General features: G+C 65.5%; 20 protein-coding genes. 2 read left to right on the forward strand and 18 right to left on the reverse strand.

Going from position 1 to position 18,638, the window contains the following annotated elements; translation table 11 throughout:
• Positions 1-3 precede the first annotated feature (3 nt).
• The 4 genes from miaB to M1D32_RS12470 all read right to left on the reverse strand — a co-directional run bounded on the left by miaB (position 4) and on the right by M1D32_RS12470 (position 3,697).
• Positions 4-1,581, reverse strand: a complete 1,578-nt coding sequence (gene miaB, locus M1D32_RS12455) for a tRNA (N6-isopentenyl adenosine(37)-C2)-methylthiotransferase MiaB (RefSeq protein WP_458778967.1) — start codon at positions 1,579-1,581, stop codon at positions 4-6.
• A 3-nt stretch (positions 1,582-1,584) separates the two neighbouring features.
• The gene (locus M1D32_RS12460; RefSeq protein ID WP_458778968.1) at positions 1,585-2,091 is read right to left on the reverse strand and encodes a regulatory protein RecX; all 507 of its coding nucleotides are present in this window, start codon (positions 2,089-2,091) and stop codon (positions 1,585-1,587) included.
• A gap of 135 nt (positions 2,092-2,226) precedes the next feature.
• A complete protein-coding gene (gene recA / locus M1D32_RS12465; RefSeq protein ID WP_066274884.1) occupies positions 2,227-3,282 on the reverse strand; it encodes a recombinase RecA in 1,056 nt (351 codons plus the stop codon).
• 190 nt (positions 3,283-3,472) lie between these two features.
• Positions 3,473-3,697 (reverse strand): DUF3046 domain-containing protein, encoded by a 225-nt coding sequence (locus tag M1D32_RS12470; RefSeq protein ID WP_458778969.1) that lies wholly within the window; start codon positions 3,695-3,697, stop codon positions 3,473-3,475.
• A 40-nt stretch (positions 3,698-3,737) separates the two neighbouring features.
• Here M1D32_RS12470 and M1D32_RS12475 point away from each other — a divergent pair, with 40 nt between their 5' ends.
• Positions 3,738-4,265, forward strand: a complete 528-nt coding sequence (locus tag M1D32_RS12475) for a MarR family winged helix-turn-helix transcriptional regulator (RefSeq protein ID WP_458778970.1) — start codon at positions 3,738-3,740, stop codon at positions 4,263-4,265.
• Between the two features lie 167 nt (positions 4,266-4,432).
• On the opposite strand, the gene M1D32_RS12480 is transcribed toward M1D32_RS12475, so the two are convergent.
• From M1D32_RS12480 to M1D32_RS12515, 8 genes are all read right to left on the reverse strand, one after another.
• Entirely contained in the window at positions 4,433-4,885 is a 453-nt protein-coding gene (locus tag M1D32_RS12480) for a helix-turn-helix domain-containing protein (RefSeq protein ID WP_458778971.1), read from the reverse strand.
• A 148-nt stretch (positions 4,886-5,033) separates the two neighbouring features.
• Positions 5,034-5,513, reverse strand: coding sequence for a CinA family protein (locus M1D32_RS12485; RefSeq protein ID WP_458778972.1), 480 nt, complete (start codon positions 5,511-5,513; stop codon positions 5,034-5,036).
• A complete protein-coding gene (pgsA, locus tag M1D32_RS12490; RefSeq protein WP_458778973.1) occupies positions 5,510-6,151 on the reverse strand; it encodes a CDP-diacylglycerol--glycerol-3-phosphate 3-phosphatidyltransferase in 642 nt (213 codons plus the stop codon). The genes M1D32_RS12485 and pgsA overlap by 4 nt, the downstream gene beginning before the upstream one ends.
• Positions 6,152-6,174: 23 nt before the next feature.
• The gene (locus M1D32_RS12495; protein ID WP_458778974.1) at positions 6,175-9,072 is read right to left on the reverse strand and encodes an FtsK/SpoIIIE family DNA translocase; all 2,898 of its coding nucleotides are present in this window, start codon (positions 9,070-9,072) and stop codon (positions 6,175-6,177) included.
• Positions 9,073-9,210: 138 nt separating this feature from the next.
• Positions 9,211-10,902 carry a ribonuclease J gene (locus M1D32_RS12500; protein ID WP_458778975.1) on the reverse strand — a complete coding sequence of 564 codons (1,692 nt, stop codon included), beginning with the start codon at positions 10,900-10,902 and terminating at the stop codon, positions 9,211-9,213.
• 41 nt (positions 10,903-10,943) lie between these two features.
• Positions 10,944-11,852: a 4-hydroxy-tetrahydrodipicolinate synthase gene (gene dapA, locus M1D32_RS12505; RefSeq protein ID WP_458778976.1), complete on the reverse strand. Its 909-nt coding sequence runs from the start codon at positions 11,850-11,852 to the stop codon at positions 10,944-10,946.
• Between the two features lie 58 nt (positions 11,853-11,910).
• Positions 11,911-12,693: a carbon-nitrogen hydrolase family protein gene (locus tag M1D32_RS12510; protein WP_458778977.1), complete on the reverse strand. Its 783-nt coding sequence runs from the start codon at positions 12,691-12,693 to the stop codon at positions 11,911-11,913.
• Between the two features lie 48 nt (positions 12,694-12,741).
• Positions 12,742-13,086, reverse strand: coding sequence for a hypothetical protein (locus M1D32_RS12515; protein WP_458778978.1), 345 nt, complete (start codon positions 13,084-13,086; stop codon positions 12,742-12,744).
• An 85-nt stretch (positions 13,087-13,171) separates the two neighbouring features.
• Here M1D32_RS12515 and M1D32_RS12520 point away from each other — a divergent pair, with 85 nt between their 5' ends.
• On the forward strand, positions 13,172-14,407 hold the full coding sequence (locus M1D32_RS12520; RefSeq protein ID WP_458778979.1) for a heparan-alpha-glucosaminide N-acetyltransferase domain-containing protein: 1,236 nt from the start codon (positions 13,172-13,174) through the stop codon (positions 14,405-14,407).
• A 61-nt stretch (positions 14,408-14,468) separates the two neighbouring features.
• Here the strand turns inward: M1D32_RS12520 and M1D32_RS12525 are convergent, their stop codons facing one another.
• The 6 genes from M1D32_RS12525 to M1D32_RS12550 form a co-directional block, all read right to left on the reverse strand.
• Positions 14,469-14,948: a hypothetical protein gene (locus tag M1D32_RS12525; RefSeq protein ID WP_163164520.1), complete on the reverse strand. Its 480-nt coding sequence runs from the start codon at positions 14,946-14,948 to the stop codon at positions 14,469-14,471.
• Between the two features lie 2 nt (positions 14,949-14,950).
• Positions 14,951-15,721, reverse strand: coding sequence for a 4-hydroxy-tetrahydrodipicolinate reductase (gene dapB / locus M1D32_RS12530; protein WP_458778980.1), 771 nt, complete (start codon positions 15,719-15,721; stop codon positions 14,951-14,953).
• A 107-nt stretch (positions 15,722-15,828) separates the two neighbouring features.
• Entirely contained in the window at positions 15,829-16,320 is a 492-nt protein-coding gene (locus M1D32_RS12535) for a molybdenum cofactor biosynthesis protein MoaE (RefSeq protein WP_458778981.1), read from the reverse strand.
• Complete coding sequence (locus M1D32_RS12540; protein WP_458778982.1) at positions 16,310-16,840, reverse strand: MogA/MoaB family molybdenum cofactor biosynthesis protein; 531 nt, start codon at positions 16,838-16,840, stop codon at positions 16,310-16,312. Before M1D32_RS12540 ends, M1D32_RS12535 begins: the two co-directional genes overlap by 11 nt.
• Positions 16,837-17,331: a cyclic pyranopterin monophosphate synthase MoaC gene (gene moaC / locus M1D32_RS12545; protein WP_458778983.1), complete on the reverse strand. Its 495-nt coding sequence runs from the start codon at positions 17,329-17,331 to the stop codon at positions 16,837-16,839. The genes M1D32_RS12540 and moaC overlap by 4 nt, the downstream gene beginning before the upstream one ends.
• Positions 17,319-18,629, reverse strand: coding sequence for a molybdopterin molybdotransferase MoeA (locus tag M1D32_RS12550; protein ID WP_458778984.1), 1,311 nt, complete (start codon positions 18,627-18,629; stop codon positions 17,319-17,321). Before M1D32_RS12550 ends, moaC begins: the two co-directional genes overlap by 13 nt.
• Positions 18,630-18,638 lie beyond the last annotated feature (9 nt).

An 18,638-nucleotide genomic window follows, 5' to 3' on the forward strand; every position in this document is an offset into this window, starting at 1 on the left:
GCGTCAGCGGCTGCGGACAGGCAGGGCAGGCATCCCGAGGGAAACGCCGCTCCGGCCCTTCGCGGCACCTGGTGCGGGTGCTCCGCAGGAATCTGCCTGCGATCTGTCCCAGGCGTCACCGGCGCGGGAACGGCGCAGGCTGTAGTCCTCAAGGGTGGGGTCCGCCACGAGGTGGAAGGATGCGGCCTCCGTGATGGTGACAGTCACAAGATCACCCGGCCGCGGCGCCGGCGCTCCTTCCGGTACGGAGAAATGCACCAGCCGCTGGTCCTGGGAACGTCCGGACAGCCGGTGGGTTTCTTCGGCTTTGCGGCCTGACTGGGCGGTGACCATGACCTCTACGCGGCGGCCGAGCTGTTTCCGGTTCTCCTCCGCGGCGATCCGGTCCTGCAGCGCGGTGAGCCGTTCGAAGCGCTCCTGCACTACGGCCTTCGGCAACTGGTCCGGCAGGTCGGCTGCCGGCGTGCCGGGACGCTTGGAGTACTGGAAGGTGAAGGCGGTGGCAAAGCGGGACTGTTCCACCACATCAAGGGTTGCCTGGAAGTCTTCTTCCGTTTCGCCGGGGAAGCCCACAATAATGTCAGTGGAGATGGCGGCGTGGGGAATCCTCTCGCGGACCTTATCCAGGATGCCAAGGAACTTGGTGGAACGGTAGGACCGCCTCATCTCGCGCAGGACCTTGTCCGACCCTGACTGCAGCGGCATGTGCAGCTGCGGCATGACGTTGGGCGTCTCGGCCATGGCATCGATGACGTCGTCGGTGAAGGCGGCCGGGTGCGGGCTGGTGAAGCGGACCCGTTCGAGGCCCTCGATCTCCCCGCACGCACGCAGGAGCTTGGAGAAGGCCAGCCGGTCGCCGAACTCCACGCCGTAGGAATTGACGTTCTGCCCCAGGAGGGTCACTTCGATGGCACCGTCGTCCACCAGAGCCTGGATCTCCGCCAGGATGTCCCCGGGCCTGCGGTCCTTCTCCTTGCCTCGCAGGGCGGGAACGATGCAGAAGGTGCAGGTGTTGTTGCAGCCGACTGAGATGGAGACCCAGCCCGAGTACACCGAGTCACGTTTAGTGGGAAGGGTGGACGGGAAAACGTCCAGCGACTCAAGGATTTCCAGCTGCGCCTCGTCGTTGTGCCGGGCACGGTCCAGCAGCGCGGGCAAGGCGCCGACATTGTGGGTGCCAAACACGGCATCCACCCAGGGCGCCTTCTTCAGGATGGTTTCCCGATCCTTCTGCGCGAGGCAGCCCCCGACGGCGATCTGCATGCCGGGGTTAGCTGCCTTCACCGGGGCAAGGATGCCGAGGTTCCCGTAAAGCTTGTTGTCAGCGTTTTCGCGAACCGCGCAGGTGTTGAATACCACCACGTCCGCCTGGCTGCCGTCAGCCGGTACGTAGCCGGCGTCCTCCAGCATGCCCGCCATGCGCTCTGAATCGTGCACGTTCATCTGGCAGCCAAAGGTGCGCACCTCGTAAGTGCGGGGCTTTCCCGTGCCGGGTTCCGGAGCGGGGGCAGCCGAGGCAGCAGCGCTGGACCCCGAAGACGGGTTGGTGCCGGAAAGAGGGGAAGGAATGGTCAAACTCACCTGTTAAGGGTACCGGTTCGGTGGCTCGTCAGTGTCGGGAGCAGCGTGGGCATCAAGGACTTCGCTGACGATGCGGAAAGCCTGGGACGGCTGGTAGCCCTTGCGCGCCAGCATGGACGCCAGCCGGCGCGTGGCTTTGTCACGGTCCGCCCTGTCCCCAAGGTCAGTTCCGGGACGCAGCTTCCGCTCCACCAGGACTCGTGCGGCGGCTTCCTCGTCAGCGTCGGAGAGCTGCTCCAGGGCCGCGGCGGCGGTTTCCTGGTCAACCCCCTTGTCGGCGAGTTCCCGCCGAAGTGCGCCCTTGGCCAGCTTCCGGGACTGCGACCGGCTCCGCACCCACATGTCCGCGAATTCGGCGTCATCGATGAGCCGGGCTGCCTGGAATTTGTCCAGCACGGCCTCTGCAACGTGCTCCGGTATGTTCCGCTCGGCAAGCTTGCGGGCAAGCTGGAGCCGGCTTTTCGCAGAAGCCGACAGCTGCCGGTACACGATAGCCTGGGCGACCGACATGGGATCCGGTTCGGCGTCTCCTGCGACCGGCGACTCTGGATCCGGGCCGTCCTGGAAATCGTCAGCATACGAAGCAGCGCGCCGCCCGCCGGTTCTGGCCCGGCGGGGACGCGCGCTTTCAGCACTGGTCAACGGCTAGAACCCGTCAACGGCTTTCAGCTTCGGGGAGTCCTTGGACTCAGGCTCCGCCGGCTTCACGCCGACGCCGAGCTTTTCCTTGATGAGGCGCTCCAGCTCGGCAGCCAGTTCCGGGTTGTCCCGAAGGAACCGGCGCGAGTTTTCCATACCCTGGCCCAGCTGGTCACCATCGTACGTGAACCAGGAGCCGGACTTCTTGATGATGCCGTGCTCCACGCCCATATCAATGATGCCGCCCTCGCGGGAAATACCCTGGCCATAGATGATGTCGAACTCGGCGACCTTGAAGGGCGGGGCCATCTTGTTCTTGACGATCTTGGCCTTGGTCCGGTTGCCGACTGAGTCCGCGCCCTCCTTGAGGGTCTGGATGCGGCGGACGTCGATACGGATGGAGGCGTAGAACTTCAACGCCTTGCCACCGGTGGTGGTCTCGGGGGAACCGAAGAAGACACCAATCTTTTCACGCAGCTGGTTGATGAAGATCGCCGTGGTTTTGGTCTGGCTCAGGCGTCCGGTGATCTTACGCAGGGCCTGGCTCATGAGGCGTGCCTGGAGGCCTACGTGGCTGTCGCCCATGTCGCCTTCGATTTCAGCGCGGGGCACCAGGGCGGCAACGGAGTCGATGACGATGACGTCCAGCGAGCCTGACCCCACCAGCATGTCCATGATCTCCAAGGCCTGCTCGCCCGTGTCCGGCTGGGAGACAAGGAGAGCATCCGTGTCCACCCCGAGCTTGGCGGCGTACTCCGGATCGAGGGCGTGCTCTGCGTCGATGAACGCGGCAATGCCGCCCAGGCGCTGGGCGTTGGCCACGGCATGGAGGGCCACCGTGGTTTTACCGGAAGATTCCGGTCCGTAGATCTCTACCACGCGGCCACGGGGCAGGCCGCCAATTCCCAGGGCTACGTCCAACGCAATGGAACCGGTAGGAATAACTTCGATCGGGGCCCGGACTTCGTCCCCGAGCCGCATGACTGAGCCTTTACCGAACTGCTTGTCGATCTGGGCCAGCGCTGCTTCGAGCGCTTTTGCACGATCCGGGGCTGCCGCCATGGTTCACACCTCTAATGCTTTCTCGCTTTGGAGTGGCCTCAGCGGCCGTTTATTGGTCATCTCTGACGCTAATGGGACCCACTGACATTCCGGCCGGATGAGGGCGGCTATGTGGAAAACCCGCTAGGAAAAGCATAGCTTTACCCGAACAGGTATTCGAACAGCGGTGCGGCGTGTCAGGAGAAACTGCCTATTCGATGCGGGGTTTGATGTCCCTGCCCAGCCGTCGCTCGGGAGGAACGTCCTGGACATCACAGACCGCCAGCCACACTTTTCGCGGCTCCACGCCCGCGGCCAGTGCCTGGTCCGCAGTGCGCCCGCCCACCCCGGCAAGAACAAGGGTGCTGCTGAGGACCCGCGAGTACCCGGCGCCAAATTCGTCGTCCATGAGTCGCCAATAGTCGCTGATTCGCACCAGAAAAGTCTCTCACGATCCGCACCCTAGAATTGTTGCCATGAGCAACTCCCCTGCCGTTCCGCCGCCGCACGGCCGCGAAGACGATGCCACCGTGGACGCCGCCTTGCAAAACGTGGAACACCAGATCAGCCTCTTTTGGCGGCGTGCACGGGCCGTCTCCAACCAGCTCTCCCGCCAGGTCCACCCGGACATGGAACCTGCGGCCTATGGACTGCTGACGGTCATCCGGCGCGAGGGCCCCATCCGGCTCACTGACCTGGCCATGAACATCGGCGTCGGCAAACCTTCCGTGAGCCGGCAGATCGCCTTCCTGGAAAGCATTGGGCTGGTATCCAAGGAGGCTGACCCGCTGGACGGACGGGCGCAGGCTATCCGGCTGACCCCCAGGGGGGAGGAGAAGATGCACCAGGTCCAGGATGCGCGGCGGCAGGTCTTCCGGGAACGCCTGGGCGAGTGGCCGGTGGAGGACCTGCAGGAGCTGGCCCGTTTTATGGCCAAGCTGAACTCCACCTATGAGCGCGACGGCTTCCCGCACGACGGTCCCCCGGCGGCCGGGGAGAAGTAAGGCGCGCTAACCGGGGCTACCCGCAGGGCAGACCAAGCAGGCAGACCAAACAGGCAGGGCATGCCGGCATGACCGGCAAGCACGAAAGCGCCCGGACACAACTGAAGCCCCCGGCTTACCGCCGAGGGCTTCATGTATTGCAGGGCCACCGGGTGGTGGATCAGCCCTTACCGGGCGCCGGAGAACAGGCCTGTTGAAAGTTCGTCGTTGAGTTCATTGTTAAGGTCGCGATCGATATCACGTCCGTAACGCTGGGAGAATTCCTGGGGTACGGTGTCCGGAACGGCAACGCCTTCGGCAACTGCCACACGGTCACTGACCTCACGAAGCATGCTGGACAACGGGACGTCCAGGGCCGAGCAGATCGAGGAAAGCAACTCGGAGGATGCTTCCTTCTGGCCGCGCTCCACTTCACTCAGGTAGCCCAGGGAGACACGGGCGCTGTGCGAAACTTCACGGAGCGTGCGCCCCTGACGCTGGCGAACATCGCGCAGGACATCACCGATTTCGTGACGAAGTACAACCATCTTGCGCTCCTTCTGTTCGCTCTTAGCCTGATCGGCGAGGCCCACATCCTTCCAGCGGACAACGCCGTTTACGGATACGGGCTGCTTTACCATCTGTATCGCCTTGCTCCTCATAGTCGGTCCGCCGGGGCGAACCATAGTGGTGGTTTTATCCTAGGCGCCCCCGCTCTGCGGAAGCGACACAATGTAATAACTAATCGGTACCGGCTTTTGTTCCCACCAACTTTACAGGCGGGTAACTTCAGGAAGCCAGTGCTTCCAGGAGCCTTTCCAAGGCAGCACCGCATGCCTGCCCCCGGATTTCGGCCCGGTTTCCGGTAAACAAATACTCAAACCCGGTTGTTCCCGCAGCCGTAGCTATGCCGATGTACACCGTCCCCACGGGCTTTCCATCGTGTGGTTCGGGTCCGGCTACTCCGGTGGTTGAGATTCCGATATCGGCACCAAGGGCGGTCCGGGCACCGGCAGCCATGGCGGCGGCAACACCGCTGTCAACGGATCCGACGTCGGCGAGCAACTCCGGGGAAACCCTCAGCACGTTCTCCTTCACCGAATTCTGGTACGCCACCACGCCGCCCTGCAGCATCCCGGAGGCACCCGCGGTGTCAGCCAGGACAGCTGAGACCATACCGGCCGTCAGCGATTCGGCCGTGGCCACCGTGCGGCTCAGCTCCAGCGCCTTCCTGACGGCCTGTTCTGACAGATAATGAAGGTTTGTCATGCCGGCTCCTGCTCATTGGCCGTTCCCTGCAGCTTTCCCTTGGACCGCAGGCGCAGCGCCTCGACAACGTACTCAACGCCGGTCCAGACCGTGATCAGCACGGCCACCATCATCACCGCGAAGGCTGCCCACGACAGCCACGGCATGATGGCTGCCAGCGGCAGGAGGTACAGGAAGATGGCCGCCGTCTGGACGACTGTTTTCAGCTTGCCACCGCGCGAGGCAGGGATGACACCATAGCGGATCACAAAGAAGCGCAGGGCGGTGATGCCCCATTCGCGGACCAGGATCACCACTGTGACCCACCAGGGCAGTTCGCCGAGCACGGACAGCATGACCAGTGCGGACCCGATCAGCAGCTTGTCCGCAATCGGATCGGCGATCTTGCCGAAGTCGGTCACGAGGTTCCGGCTCCTGGCGATGTCGCCGTCGAGCTTGTCCGTATAGATTGCGACGGCGAACGCCGCCGCCGCTGCCCAGCGCCAAGGCCCGGCCTCGCTCTGCAGGCCCGGCGCGTCCGCGATCAGGAACCACACGAAGAACGGCACCAGCGCGATGCGGAGCATGGTCAGGACATTGGGAAGGTTCCAGACCCCGGCACGGCCTGGGCCGGCGGCGGTTGCATCGGTGCTAGTCACCTTTCTAGGCTACATTCTTTGGGCTAGCGCCCCGTCAGGGACCAGGCGTCTTCCGAGCCGTCTTCGTCGTCATACCCGCCGGGAGCGGAATCAGACCCGTCGTAATATTCGACGTTCTGCTTCCGCTGGTCCAGGTCCGCCGCCACCAGGTCCTCGGCGTAGCCACCCTGGGCGATGTTGGCGTTGGCGTTGTCGCTGAGGGCTGCGGTCTGCGCATCCGGTGCCTTCGGCGCCTCCTGGCCCTTCATGGCCGCAAGGACCGGCGCCAGGTCGTCCGGCTTCACCAGGACGTCGCGGGCCTTGGAACCCTCAGAGGGGCCCACCACTCCCCGCGATTCGAGCAGGTCCATCAGGCGGCCGGCCTTGGCGAAGCCGACCCGCAGCTTGCGCTGGAGCATGGACGTGGAGCCGAACTGCGTGGTGACCACCAGTTCGGTGGCCTGCAGCAGAACCTCGAGGTCGTCCCCGATGTCATCGTCGATCTGTTTCTTTGGCGCGTCCACGGCCACGTCGTCGCGGTAAGCCGCCTGCAGCTGTCCCTTGACGTGCTCAACCACCTTGTGGATTTCGGACTCCGTGACCCAGGCGCCCTGCACACGCATGGCCTTTGACGCGCCCATGGGCAGGAAGAGGGCGTCGCCCTGGCCAATGAGCTTCTCCGCGCCCGGCTGGTCAAGGACCACGCGGGAATCGGTGACGGACGAGGTGGCAAAAGCCATCCTGGAAGGAACATTGGCCTTGATGAGGCCGGTGACCACGTCGACGGACGGCCGCTGCGTCGCCAGGACGAGGTGGATGCCGGCGGCTCGGGCCAGCTGGGTGATGCGGACGATGGAGTCTTCCACGTCGCGCGGCGCCACCATCATCAGGTCGGCGAGCTCGTCCACGATCACCAGGAGGTAGGGGTACGGGCGGATCACGCGCTTGGAGTCAACCGGGGGCTGGACCTTTCCGGCGCGGACTGCCTTGTTGAAGTCGTCAATGTGCTTGAAGCCGTAATTCGCCAGGTCGTCGTACCTGGCGTCCATCTCGCGGACCACCCACTGGAGGGCCTCCGCCGCCTTCTTGGGGTTGGTGATGATGGGCGTGATGAGGTGCGGGACGCCCTCGTAGGCCGTGAGTTCCACCCGTTTGGGGTCCACCATGACCATCCTGACTTCGTCCGGGGTGGCGCGCATCAGGATGGACGTGATCATGGAGTTCACGAAGGACGACTTACCGGCACCGGTGGCGCCGGCCACCAGCAGGTGGGGCATCTTGGCGAGGTTGGCCACCACGTAGCCGCCCTCAACATCCTTGCCCACGCCCATGACCATGGGGTGGTCGGTGCGGCGGGCGTTCTGGCTGCGCAGCACGTCGCCCAGCGAGACGGTCTCGCGGTCGGTGTTGGGGATCTCGATGCCGATGGCGGACTTGCCCGGGATGGGGCTGAGGATCCGCACGTCGCTGGAGGCAACCGCGTACGAGATGTTCTTGGACAGGGCGGTGACCCGTTCCACCTTGGTTCCCGGGGCCAGTTCGATCTCATACCGGGTGACGGTGGGACCACGGCTGAAGCCTGTCACGGTGGCGTCCACATTGAACTGCTGGAGGGTGTCGGTGAGGGCAGCGACGACGGCGTCATTGGCCTCCGTGCGCTCCTTGGGGATTGAGCCCGGGGTCAGGTAGTCCGAGGCAGGGAGCGTGTAGGTCACGTCGCCGGCGAGCGACAACTGCTCCGTCCGCTGCGGGATGGGAACCGGCGGCGGTGCGGGAGCCACAGGATTAGACGGCACGGTGGGCGCCGCGGGCGCCGGCTGGCCGCCGGAGGCGGACATGCCGGGGGTGATCATTGGGATGGCTTCGGTGGCGTTCTCCTCCGGCGCAGCGGAAGCAGCGGCGCCAAGTCCCTGCGCTGCCTTGATCTTTTCGACGGCGATCTCGGCCTGGGTGGGGCGCCGCACCCCCGGGGCGGGGCGGGGCGGCTGGGGTTCGTCGTCGTCGATCACGGCGTGCTCGAACGCTTCGTCGCCCACATAGCCTTCCAGGCCGGCGTCGGCGTCCTCGTCCTTGCCGAACAGGCGGCGCTTCTTCTTTTTCGGTGCGGCGGGCGGGGTCCGCTCAAGGTAGCTTCGGTCGTGGCGGTCGCTGTCCTCTTGGTCCAGCAGGTCAATGCCCATGAGGTGTTCATAGGCGCCGCGCAGCCGCCGGGGAATGGCACCGAACGGCGTAGCAGTGATGATGAGCAGGGACACGAAGGCGAGCAGCCCGTAGAGCACCAGCGGTACGGCCGGATGGATGGCCGCCAGTGGCGAGGCGCCCAGGAAGCCCAGCATGCCGCCTGCCTGGCGCAGCCCGTCGAAACCCTGGGCGACAGTGGGCTGGCCACCCAGGACGTGCGCAAGGCCGCACCCTGCGAAGGTCATGATCAGGAAACCGATGCCAACCCTGTTGTTGCCGCGGCCGTCAGAAGGCTGCCGGAAAAGCCGGAAGGCGCAGACAAATAGCATCAGCGGGAGCAACAGCGACATCCAACCGAACGTACCGTTCACCACGCTGTAGACGGCGTCCGGGAACCAGCCGGTCAGGCCCCACCACGCGAACGTGGCAATGAAGATCCCCAGCGCCAGGTTGAAGAGGGCAGCCCCGTCGCGGCGTTCGTCAGCCGGAAGGTCGCTGACGTCATGGCCAATGCGCCGCACTCCCCCGCCCACGAGGTGGGCAAGTCCCAGCCACGCCCCGCCCACCACCCGCAGCAGCCACGGCTGGTGCTGTTCGACGGCGGGAAGCTGGCGGGTCCGCGCCGTGCCCGAGCTCCCGGACCGCCCTGATTTGGCTGCTGGAGATTTTGCTGCCGTGGAGCCGGAACCGCGGCCGCCGGATTTGCTGCCGGAGCTGGCCCTGCTTGAACCATTGGGCGCGGAGGTAGTACGAGTGGCCATACCAGCCACGGTACCGGAACTGCGGCGGTATTCTGCGGATTTGGGGGCGGGCGGATCCCGGTTCGGACCGCTTAAACGCATCCGGCCCGTGTTCCTGGCGGGACCAGGAACACGGGCCGGAGCCGTCGGCAAGGAAGGCTATGCCTCGAGCACCACGGGGATGATCATGGGCTTGCGGCGAAGCTTGCGGTTGACCCAGGTGCCCACCACGCGGCGGACCACCTGCTGGAGCTGGTGGCTGGTGTGGTCCGCGTGGTTCAGGACGGCTTCCTCCAGTGCGGCGTTGATCTTGGGGATGATGTCGTCGAAGACGGAATCGTCTTCTGCCACACCCCGGGCGTGGATCTCGGGCCCGGACACCACCTTGCCGGTGGTGCGGTTGATGACGGTAATGATGGAGATGAAGCCCTCATCCCCCAGGATCCGGCGGTCCTTGAGGTCGGCGTCGGTGATTTCACCGACGCTGGAGCCGTCCACGTAGACGAAGCCCACTTCAACCTGGCCGACCACGTCCGCGCGGTGGTCCTTGAGGTCGATCACGGTGCCGTTGTCCGCGAGGATCACGCTGGCTTCGGGCACGCCTGACTCGATGGCGATTTTGCCGTTGGCGATCAGGTGGCGGGTTTCACCGTGAACCGGCATCGCATTGAGTGGTTCAAGGATGTTGTAGCAGTACAGGAGTTCGCCGGCGGCGGCGTGCCCGGAGACATGGACCTTGGCGTTGCCCTTGTGGATGACGTCGGCGCCGAGCTTGAGCAGTCCGTTGATGATCCGGAAGACGGCGTTTTCATTTCCGGGGATGAGGCTTGACGCGAGGATGACGGTGTCGCCGTCACCCACCACCACGCGGTGATCCCCGTTTGCCATCCGGGACAGCGCGGCCATCGGTTCACCCTGCGAGCCGGTGGACATCAGCACCACGCGGTTGTCCGGCAGGTTGTCGATGTTCTTGATGTCCACGATCAGCCCGGGCGGAACATCAAGGTAGCCGAGCTTTTCGGCGATGGCCATGTTGCGGACCATGGAACGGCCCACGAAAGCCACCTTGCGGTTGTGCTTGGCGGCCGCGTCCAGGACCTGCTGCACCCGGTGTACGTGGGAAGAGAACGATGCAACGATGATCCGCTTCGTGGCCTGGCCGAAGAGGCGCTCCAGCGTGGGGCCGATTTCCTTTTCCGCGGTTGTAAAACCGGGGATGTCAGCATTGGTCGAATCCGACATAAAGAGGTCAACGCCCTCTTCGCCGAGCTTCGCGAAGTGCCGGAGGTCGGTGATGCGGCCATCAAGGGGAAGCTGGTCCATCTTGAAGTCGCCGGTATGCAGGACGGTGCCGCCTGCGGTGCGGATGAACACTGCGAGGGCGTCGGGTATGGAGTGGTTGACGGCCACGAACTCGCATTCGAACGGGCCGAACTTCTCCACTTGGCCTTCCTCCACCGTGAGGGTGTAGGGCCGGATGCGGTGCTCCTGCAGCTTCGCCTCGATCAAGGCGAGGGTGAGCTGGGAGCCCACCAGCGGAATGTCGCTGCGGCGCCGCAGCAGGTACGGGACAGCTCCGATGTGGTCTTCGTGGCCGTGGGTAAGGATTACGGCCACGACATCGTCAAGCCGGTCCTCAATGTAGGAGAAATCGGGCAGGATCAGGTCAACGCCGGGCTGGGTTTCCTCCGGGAAGAGGACGCCACAGTCCACGATCAGCAGCTTGCCGTCGATCTCGAACACGGCCATGTTCCGGCCGATCTCCCCCAGTCCGCCAAGCGGGACAATCCGGAGCGTTCCCTGCGGCAGGCGGGGAGGGGTGACAAGGCCGGTGAGGGCAGTTTGGGTCATATTGCACTACTTTCCAGGCGGAAGGGTGCTGGTCTTACTCCTCAGGAAAAGACCAGCCCCGCTTCCGCCAAATCCCCGCGGATGGTTTCGATCTCGGCTTCGTCCGGCTCCACGAGGGGCAAACGGACAATCGAGTTGGGCAGGACTCCCTGCCATTTAAGAATCTGTTTGGCCGCAACGGCCCCCTGGACCCGGGTCATAGTGGCGCGGACCACGGGCTGAAGCTCAAAGTTGATCTTCCGCGCAGTTTCGAGATCGTTGGCGTTGACCGCATCGATGAGGTCACGGAACTGGCGGGTGGCCACATGCGTGGTGACGCCGACAAGGCCTACGGCACCGAGCGCCATCCACGGCAGGGTCAGTCCGTCATCACCGGAGTAGAAAAACAGGTCCGTTTCTGCCATAACGCGGGTGGCAGCAATAAAATCGGCCTTGGCATCCTTGACGGCCACGATGTTCGGGTGCTGCGCCAGGCGGATCATGGTTTCGGGTTCGATGGCGATCGAGGACCGGCCCGGGATGTCGTACAGCATGACGGGCACATCCGCGGCGGAAGCGATGGTTTCGAAGTGCGCGCGCAGGCCGGGCTGGCTGGGCTTGTTGTAATACGGGGTCACCAGCAGGATGCCGTCCACGCCCAGGGCCGCAGCCTGCTGGGAGAGGTGCACTGAGTGCGCGGTGTCGTTGGTGCCTGTGCCGGCAATGATGGCCGCCCGGCCTCCGACCGCTTCCTTGACAGCACGGAACATGCCCAGGTTTTCGTCGTCAGTGAGGGTGGACGTTTCACCTGTGGTTCCGGTAACCACCAGGCCGTCGCAGCCGTCGTCCACAAGCTTGGTGGCCAGTTCCGCGGCCTGCTGGTAATCCACTGTGCCGTCCTTCGTGAACGGCGTGACCATGGCGGTCAGGAGGGTGCCAAGGGCAGGGATGCGCGCGGAAGTGTCAGCCATGGAAAAAACGTTACCCTGTCCCCGGCTGGTTAGGACAATAGGGGCGGCGTGATGAACGTCAAACAGCCGTTGCGCCGTCGGCCCCAGCGGTTGGCTTTCGGTACTTTTTGAGGCGGCTTCGCTGCAGGATGCAGGGAACAACTTCGGTGCCGGTTCCTGCTGCCTGCGTCAGCGGAAAGCCGTCAGGGCCCCAAAAACCGCTTAAGCCGCAGGACTCACCCAGCGCGCTCCTGCCGCCCAGGTTGGCCAGCAGCGTGAACATCCTGTTATCCATGGCCCGGGCGCCGAGGTGGAGCGCCAGCCGGTGTTCCTCGTCCCTGGTGTAGAGGGCGGACACGCAATACACGTCGGCTCCAGCTGCAGCGGCATCAGTTGCGTGGGCGGGAACGGAGGTATCGAAGCACAGCGCCAGTGCGATGCTCCATCCATCCACCTCGATCAGGGTGGCGCCCTCCCCCGGCGTGAACAGTTCCAGCTCCTGGCCGTGGAGGTGCGTCTTGAACGCCGTTTCGGTGCTGCCGTCCGGATGAATGGCCAGTGATGCCAACCGTGCTGAGCCATCGCTTTCCCGAAGGGCAGCGCCGACAACTGCTGTAATCCCTGTCCTGCGGCAGATCTCCAGGACGTCGCCGAGGCGTTCGTCCTCCGGCATCAGCCAGGAGTCGGAGTCCTTGAGGAGATCCAGCCGGTAGCCAGTGAGGGACAGTTCCGGGAAGACCACCAGGCGGGCGCCGTGATCATCGGCATCCTCGATGAGGCGCACGTGCTCGGCAGCGTTTGCGGTGATTCCTCCGTCCAGTGGCTGGTACTGGATGGCGGCGACGGGGAGGGTGTCTGTCACTCCTCCATCCTAGGCAACTGCGCCGACGCCCGCCTCAGCAGCGGTCACTTAAGCGTGCGGCGGTTGGCCAGGTCCCGGCCGGCAGTACCTGCCGACTGCCGCTTGCCTCAGTCCTTCAGCCCAGGTTGCCAGCCGCTGGGCCGCCCGGACGTAGTGGAACAGTTCGACCGGAGTCAGGGCGTCGATGTCCGTCTCGCCGAGGCGGCGCGCGAGCTCTGCTCCCTCGGGCTGCGCGGACAGGCTGATGCCCTCCTGCTCCCACTGGACGTCCTCAGAGGATTTTCCTGTCACCAGCTGGCGGAAGAGGTAGTCAACAACACCCGGGCTCATGGCCTTCAGTGGCCCGGCATCTTGTGACTCCGAAGCGGGGATTTCGGGTGATGGGGTTTGCATGCGCTCCATGTTATTCGAACACATATTCGAAGACAAGGGGGGGTGTTGACAGCTCCAATACAGGCAGGTGTGAGACGATCTGGTCATGACCTCCCGTAACGCCGCCACCTCTCCCAGGACGGCTGCCGGCCGGTCGGTGCCGGGCCGGCTGCATGGAATGGACGCGGCGCGCGGGCTGGCCCTGCTGGGGATGATGGCCACCCACCTGCTTCCCACGTTCGAGTCGAACACCGACCTGACCCCCACCTGGATCGGCCTGACCTTTTCGGGCCGGGCCGCCGCACTGTTCGCAGTGCTGGCAGGCGTTGGCCTGGCCTTGTCCACAGGGAAGCACAGGCCGCTGGACGGCCCGGACCTGTCAGCAGCCCGGCGTGGGGTTGCCTTGCGCGCCCTGGTGATTGCCGCCGTCGGACTCAGTTTGGGCGGCCTCGAAGTGAACCTGGCCATCATCCTGGTCCACTACGCAGTGCTGTTCCTGTGCGTCCTGCCGTTCCTGGGCATGAAGCTGAAGCCGCTTGTTGGATGGGCAGCCGGTTGGATCCTGGCCTCGCCGGTTCTGGCGTACCTGCTGCGCCCCTGGCTGCTGGCGGCGAACCCGCCGTTGAGGCTGGGCCACAACCCCTCCTGGGAAGATCTGTCCACACCCACCCGGCTCCTGGCTGACCTCTTTTTCACCGGCTACTACCCCGTTTTCCAGTGGATGTCCTACCTGCTGGTGGGCCTGGTCATCGGCCGCCTGATGCTTAACAAGGCGCTCGTCCCGTGGGTGCTGCTCATCGGCGGCACCATCGTTGCTGTCCTGGCCAAAGCCCTGGGAACGGCGGCGATGGAAAGCTGGGGCGGCCGGGCCGCCTTGGAAAAATTGCTCGATTCCCCCGGCTATCCGTTACACAGCGTCCTGCAGGTCAACCTGACAGGCATCCCGCAGGAGGGGTCGTGGTGGTGGCTGGCCTCGGCAGCGCCCCATTCCGCCACCCCGCTTGACCTGCTGCACACGTCCGCCGTGGCGGCGGCGGTGATTGGGGCTTTCCTCCTCCTGGGCCGGCTGGCCGAGTGGGTGGCCCTTGACCTGCTGCTGCCGCTTCGCGGTGCGGGCGGCATGACCCTGACCCTCTACTCCATCCACGTGTGGGTAGTTTCGGGCTTCTACCTCAAGCCCCTCCCGGCCGGCTGGACTGAGGACGCGATGTACTTCGCCCAGGCCGCCGCGGCGGTGATTGTCGGCATGGTGTTCGTGCTCCTGAAGTGGCGCGGCCCCTTGGAATGGCTCGGGCACGCGGCTAACCAGGTGGGCCGCGGCAACGCCAAGGCCCTCCGTTAGATGCACCGCCGATAGATGCACCGGTTCAGTGAGCGGGAGGGCAGGACCGGTCGCCGAAGCGCTAGGCCGGGACCTGGCCGCGGAAGAGCTTGACGGCGTCACGCATGGAGGCGCGGGCGCGCTTGCGGTCGCCGGCGGCGTCGTAGGCACAGCTCAGCCGGAACCAGGAACGCCAGTCCTCCGGGGCTGCTTCAGCCTCCGCCCGGTACTTCTCGAACTCGGCATCCGCTGCGGAACGGACAATCCGCCCCGCCGGGGTCCTGGGAAGTTCGTCCACGGGAAGGCCGCCCTCGGCCTCGAGGACCTTCGCCATCTGCTCGGTGCGGGCCCCGAACATGAGTTCCCGGACCAGCGCCCAGGCACCAATCACCGGCAGCACGAGGTAGGCCGCTCCGATGGCGACGGCGGCAGGGTTGCTGTCCGTCAGCAGCAGGACCGAGCGCTGGAAGGACACCACCAGGTAGAAGACCAGGAGGAGTGTGACCGCGCCCACCCAGATTTTGGTGCGGTTCTTCCGGAAGCCGGCAACCAGCCCGCCCACGGCTACAGCCCCAGGTCCAGGTAGCCGTCGAGGCCCACCGTGAGCCCGGGATGTGCGGCGACGCCGCGCAGGCCAAGCAGTACGCCGGGCATAAACGAGGCGCGGTCGAAGGAATCATGGCGCAGGGTCAGCTGCTCACCGGCGCTGCCGAGCAGGACTTCCTGGTGGGCGACGAGGCCGCGGAGCCGTACGCTGTGGACGCGAACGCCGTCCACCTCGCAGCCGCGCGCGCCGGAAAGTTCGCTGGTGGTGGCATCGGGGCTGGGCGGCACCTGCGCAGCGCTGCGTTCGGCGGCGATGAGCTCGGCGGTCCGGACTGCCGTGCCCGACGGCGCGTCCACCTTGTCCGGGTGGTGCAGTTCAATGATTTCGACCGACTCGAAGTATTTGGATGCCTTCGCGGCGAAGGCAGAGGCCAGCACCGAGCCAAGGGCGAAGTTGGGTGCAATCAGCACCCCCGTCTCAGGCCGGCTTGCCAACAGGTCCGCCAACCCGGACAGCTTGCCGGCGTCCCACCCGGTGGTGCCGACAACAGCGTGGATGCCATGTTCGACGGCGAAGCGCACGTTCGCTTCAGTGCTTTCGGGAACGGTCAGGTCCACCACGAAGCGTGCCCCTGCAGCGGTGAGCTGATCCAACGAATCTCTCCGGCCCAGTGCGGCGACAAGCTTCATGTCAGGGGCGGCTTCAATGGCTTTTACGGCTTCGGCGCCCATGCGCCCATTCGCGCCCAGCACGGCAACGGGCATGGGAGCGGAGTGTTGTTCGGTCATGGCGTTAACCCTACCGGTGGGCCTGCGGCCCACGGGAACTGGGAGTGTGCGTTACCTCGCGGGAGCCGGCATGAAGAATGGTGGGGCAGGCAGGCACAACAGCAGGATCAGCTGCCCGCGCCTACCCACTCCACGGTGCCGTCGGCGAAGAACTGTTCCTTCCAGATGGGCACCTGATCCTTGATCCTGTCCACCAGCTCGGAGCACACGGCAAAGGCCTGGCCCCGGTGGGCTGCGGAGACGGCACAGACGAGCGCAGGATCGCCGATGTCGAGCATGCCGATCCGGTGGGCTGCCCAAATGCGCACGGGCTGGGAGGCAGAGCCGTCCGCCCCTTGCGCCCCTGCCGTTTGTTCCGCTGCCGTTTGTTCCGCTGCCAGGCGGGCAACGACGTCGGCCATCACTTTGTGGGCGGTGGGATGCGCACTGTAGCTGAGGCGGTTGACCGCCTTGCCGCCGTCGTGGTTGCGCACCACGCCGCTGAAGCTGACCACCGCCCCGGCGGTGTCACTTTCCACGGCCGCAATGGCCTGGTCAACGGAGATGGGTTCAGCGCTCAGGACCGCGCTGACCACCTCGAATGCTGTTTCAGTGCCCATGTCCGCCTTCCAGCTGGTCGCAAAGGTGCCCAATCACCGGGTCCAGGACGGTGAGTCCGTCCATCACCCCTTTGGGTGACCCGGGCAGGTTGATGATGAAGGTGTTTCCGGCGGCACCTGCGTAACCGCGGCTGAGTGCCGCAAGCGGCGTTTTCGCGGCGCCGGCGAGCCGGATGGCCTCCATGATGCCGGGGATCTCGCGGTCCAGCAGCGGCAGCGTGACGTCCGGTGTCCGGTCGTCCGGGCTGAGGCCCGTGCCTCCGCTGGTAATGACGACGGCGGGGCGCTGGGTCAGCAGGGCGCGGATGGCTGCGCCCACGGGCTCGCCGTCGGGAACCACCATGGCGGGGAAGACGTCAAAGCCGTGTTCTGTCAGCCAGTCGGTGATCACGGGGCCGGTTTCGTCGTCGTAAATTCCGGCGGCGGCCCGGGTAGAGGCAATGACGACGCCGGCCTTCCGGCCTTGGACGTCGCCGTGGCGGTGGGGTTCCGGGGCATTCAGGGTGCCGGGGCTGCTCACAGTGTCCAGTCCCCGCTCTTGCCGCCGCTCTTGGCAAGCACTTTGATGTCATTCAGGACGGCGTGTTTGTCCACGGCCTTGATCATGTCGTAAACGCTCAGGGCCGCGACGGAGGCTGCCGTGAGGGCTTCCATTTCCACACCGGTGACGCCGCGGGTTTTGACCGTTGCGAGGATGGTGACGGACTCTGCTCCAAGCTCAAAGTCCACGGTGACCTTGGACAGCGGAAGCGGATGGCACAGCGGAATCAGTTCCGGGGTCTTCTTCGCGGCCATGATTCCGGCAACGCGTGCCACGGCCAGGGCGTCTCCCTTGGGCAGGCCGCCCGAGCCGAGCAGGGCCATGACCTCTGCCGTGGTGTGGACCGTTGCGGTGGCGGTGGCCTCGCGGGTTGTTTCGGCTTTGGCGGAGACGTCCACCATCTGGGCGCTGCCGTCCTGGCGCAGGTGCGTAAGCGCGGCCGGGGATTGTTCTGCATTCACAGCATCCATACTTCCACCTCTGCACCTGCCGCGAGCGCGTTCACCCCAACCGGGACATGAACCAGCACGTTCGAACCGGCGAGCGCGTGCATCAGGTGCGAGCTTTCCCCACCCTGCAGCTCCACGGTGCCATCGGGCTGCAGCGTGCCGCGGCGGACCTGGTGCTTGTGTTCAGGAGACGTGAGGGACTGGCTGAGGCGGGCAGGGATGGGCAGGCGCGGCGCAGGCGCGCCGAGCAGACCGGCCAGAGCGGGGCGGAGGAACATCTCAAAGGACACCAGGCAGCTGACCGGGTTTCCTGGAAAACCCAGGAATGGGCGTCCCTCGAAGGTGCCGATGCCCTGCGGTCCACCCGGCTGCATTGCCACATGCAGGAAGTCCACAGGCTGGTCCTGCATCGCCTGCCGGACCACCTCGTACGCGCCCTTGCTGACTCCCCCGGTGGTGACGATCAGGTCCACCGCGTCGCGCTCGGCCCGCAGCAGAGTGCGGAGCCGGTCCGGGTTGTCGGTGACGATGCCCGTGCGGCGGACGTTCAGTCCCGCCTGCTTCATGGCTGCTTCCAGGAGGGTGGCATTGGAGTCGTAGATCTTGCCGGCGGGCAGCTCCTGGCCGGGTTCCACCACTTCGTCCCCGGTGGTGACCAGCAGGACAGTCACTGCTTTGAAGACCGTAACCTCCGGAATCCCCAGCGCGGCGAGCAGTCCCAACTGGGCGGGGCCCAGGAAGGTTCCGGCGGCCAAGGCCGTCCTACCCGCCTCCACGTCGCTGCCTGCTGCCCGCACATAGGTGCCGGGTGCAGCCGGAGGCAACCGCACCGTGGCCTGCTCAGTGTGCGGCAGGAAACGGTCCGGAATGGCCCGTTCAATGGGGACGACGGCGTCAGCCCCCTGCGGGAGCATCGCGCCGGTCATAACCGCCACGGCCATCCCCGGGTGGAGGGGTGCAGGGCTTGCTCCGGCTGGAACGGGAGGCATAAGGCGCAACTCCGCTCCGCCGTCGGGCACGTCGAAAGAACGGATGGCGTAGCCGTCCATCTGGGAGTTGGCGAAGGGCGGCAGGCTGATGGGAGCGGGGACCGCGCTCACCAGGCCGCGGCCCAGCGCCTGGTGCAGGGGCAGCAGTTCCGCCCGTTCCGGCGCACGCAGATGCTGCAACAGTTTCGCGACAGCGGCGGCATGGTCGGCCACGGACCGTGCCTGGTGCCCGCCCTGATGCGACCGGTGCAGCCCCAGTACGCCATGCTGGTGTTCCGGCTGGGGCAGCACTTGCTCTACAGGCGTTCCATGGTGATGCGGGCTGGTCATGGTTCCGCC

It is taken from the genome of Arthrobacter sp. D3-16 (assembly GCF_054408515.1).

What these genes read in the sequence shown, in the direction of transcription:
- M1D32_RS12460 (WP_458778968.1), bottom strand. Translation starts at nt 2,091, where the DNA reads ATGTCGGTCGCCCAGGCTATCGTGTACCGGCAGCTGTCGGCTTCTGCG.
- recA (WP_066274884.1), bottom strand. Translation starts at nt 3,282, where the DNA reads ATGGCGGCAGCCCCGGATCGTGCAAAAGCGCTCGAAGCAGCGCTGGCC.
- M1D32_RS12475 (WP_458778970.1), top strand. Translation starts at nt 3,738, where the DNA reads ATGAGCAACTCCCCTGCCGTTCCGCCGCCGCACGGCCGCGAAGACGAT.
- M1D32_RS12480 (WP_458778971.1), bottom strand. Translation starts at nt 4,885, where the DNA reads ATGGTAAAGCAGCCCGTATCCGTAAACGGCGTTGTCCGCTGGAAGGAT.
- M1D32_RS12485 (WP_458778972.1), bottom strand. Translation starts at nt 5,513, where the DNA reads ATGACAAACCTTCATTATCTGTCAGAACAGGCCGTCAGGAAGGCGCTG.
- M1D32_RS12495 (WP_458778974.1), bottom strand. Translation starts at nt 9,072, where the DNA reads ATGGCCACTCGTACTACCTCCGCGCCCAATGGTTCAAGCAGGGCCAGC.
- M1D32_RS12500 (WP_458778975.1), bottom strand. Translation starts at nt 10,902, where the DNA reads ATGACCCAAACTGCCCTCACCGGCCTTGTCACCCCTCCCCGCCTGCCG.
- dapA (WP_458778976.1), bottom strand. Translation starts at nt 11,852, where the DNA reads ATGGCTGACACTTCCGCGCGCATCCCTGCCCTTGGCACCCTCCTGACC.
- M1D32_RS12515 (WP_458778978.1), bottom strand. Translation starts at nt 13,086, where the DNA reads ATGCAAACCCCATCACCCGAAATCCCCGCTTCGGAGTCACAAGATGCC.
- M1D32_RS12520 (WP_458778979.1), top strand. Translation starts at nt 13,172, where the DNA reads ATGACCTCCCGTAACGCCGCCACCTCTCCCAGGACGGCTGCCGGCCGG.
- dapB (WP_458778980.1), bottom strand. Translation starts at nt 15,721, where the DNA reads ATGACCGAACAACACTCCGCTCCCATGCCCGTTGCCGTGCTGGGCGCG.
- M1D32_RS12535 (WP_458778981.1), bottom strand. Translation starts at nt 16,320, where the DNA reads ATGGGCACTGAAACAGCATTCGAGGTGGTCAGCGCGGTCCTGAGCGCT.
- moaC (WP_458778983.1), bottom strand. Translation starts at nt 17,331, where the DNA reads ATGGATGCTGTGAATGCAGAACAATCCCCGGCCGCGCTTACGCACCTG.
- M1D32_RS12550 (WP_458778984.1), bottom strand. Translation starts at nt 18,629, where the DNA reads ATGACCAGCCCGCATCACCATGGAACGCCTGTAGAGCAAGTGCTGCCC.